Source organism: Microbacterium sp. ZW T5_45, from assembly GCF_044987415.1.
Taxonomy (GTDB): Bacteria; Actinomycetota; Actinomycetes; order Actinomycetales; family Microbacteriaceae; genus Microbacterium.
Window position 1 is genome coordinate 1 of sequence record NZ_JBJDRJ010000080.1, and the last position, 1,340, is coordinate 1,340.

Consider the following 1,340-nt stretch of genomic DNA (forward strand, 5'->3'; position numbering starts at 1 on the left):
CCTATGCGGGTTGCGGCTCTCGGGTGAGGGCTGCGTAGTGGGCTTGCTCGAACTCGGCGGGTGGGACGTAGCCGAGGCTCGAGTGAAGCCTACGAGTGTTGTACCAGTCGACCCAGCCGGCCGTCGCGAACTCGACGTCTGCGATGGTCCGGTAGGGGCCGTCGTGAAATACGGTGGTGCGGATGCACTCGGTCTTGTAGAGCCCGTTGATCGTCTCCATCAGCGCGTTATCGTATGCGTCGCCGACAGACCCGATCGAGGGCGCGATGCCATCGAGCGCCAGCTTCTCGGTGTAGGCCAGCGAGACGTATTGAGACCCGGCGTCCGAATGTGCCCGCAGTTGCTCGGGCTGGACCGGGTGCCCATCACGCGCTCGTTCCCAGAGGGCCATGCGCAGCGGGATCATCACCAGCTCGACGTGCTTGGTGGTCTGTGCGTGCCAGGCCACGATGCGTTGCGAGTAGACATCGACGATGAACGCGACGTAGACCCAGCCCGCCCAGGTGCGGCAATAGGTGAAGTCCATGACCCAGGTGTGATCCGGCCGGGGCGCGGTGAAGTCGCGGTTCAGCAGGTCGCCGGCACGGACCCCGTCCTTGGCGGGGATCGTGGTGCGGATGCTCTTGTCGCGACGGATGCCCGACAGCCCGAGGTCTCGCATGGCCCGGTCGACCGCGCCGCGCGACGCGCCGGGGATCATGGTGCGGCGGATCAGCGCGGTCATCTTCCGCCGCCCGTAGAGGCCCTCGGGAGTCAGCACGCGACGCATCGTCCCGTTGCGTTCGACAATGGTCCACGCCGCGGCGCGGATAGCGTCCTGGACCTGCGCGTCCGTGATCGTCCGCGCTGCGACGATGCCTTGCCGGTGGGCTCGGTAGGTGCGCGCGGCGATCTTCACGCCCTGCGCTTGCAGGACCCGGATGATCGACTCGACCGCGTGCCCTTCGGCTCTCATCGTGTCGATGAAGCCCAGCATCAACGGTTGCGGGGGTCGAGTTCCCCCGCGAAGAAAGTCGTCGCAGCTCTCAGGATCGCGACATCCTCCCGCAGGCGACTGTTCTCGGCCTTGAGCCGCTTGATCTCGGCATGCTCGACGCTGGTGATCCCGTCGCGGCTGCCATCGTCGATATCGGCCTGCAGCACCCACCGGCGCACGGACTCATGCCCGACGCCGACCTGGCGGGCAACGGCCGCTGACGCGGCCGTCAACGACGGATACTCCGAACGATGCTCGCGCACCAGCCGGACAGCGCGCTCACGCAGCGCGGGATCGATCTTCTTCGGCATGACATACATCCTTCCAACTCAAAAGGATGCGGCATCAAACCTGGGGCGCTTCA

1 protein-coding gene is annotated in these 1,340 nt (G+C 66.3%); it reads right to left on the minus strand.

Annotated features, from left to right (window positions below):
• Nucleotide 1 precedes the first annotated feature (1 nt).
• A protein-coding gene (locus ACI3KS_RS19570) for an IS3 family transposase (protein ID WP_404920208.1) occupies nt 2-1,287 on the minus strand; the annotation gives its coding sequence in 2 pieces (ribosomal slippage) (nt 2-1,014 and nt 1,014-1,287; 1,287 coding nt in all).
• Nucleotides 1,288-1,340: the final 53 nt, after the last annotated feature.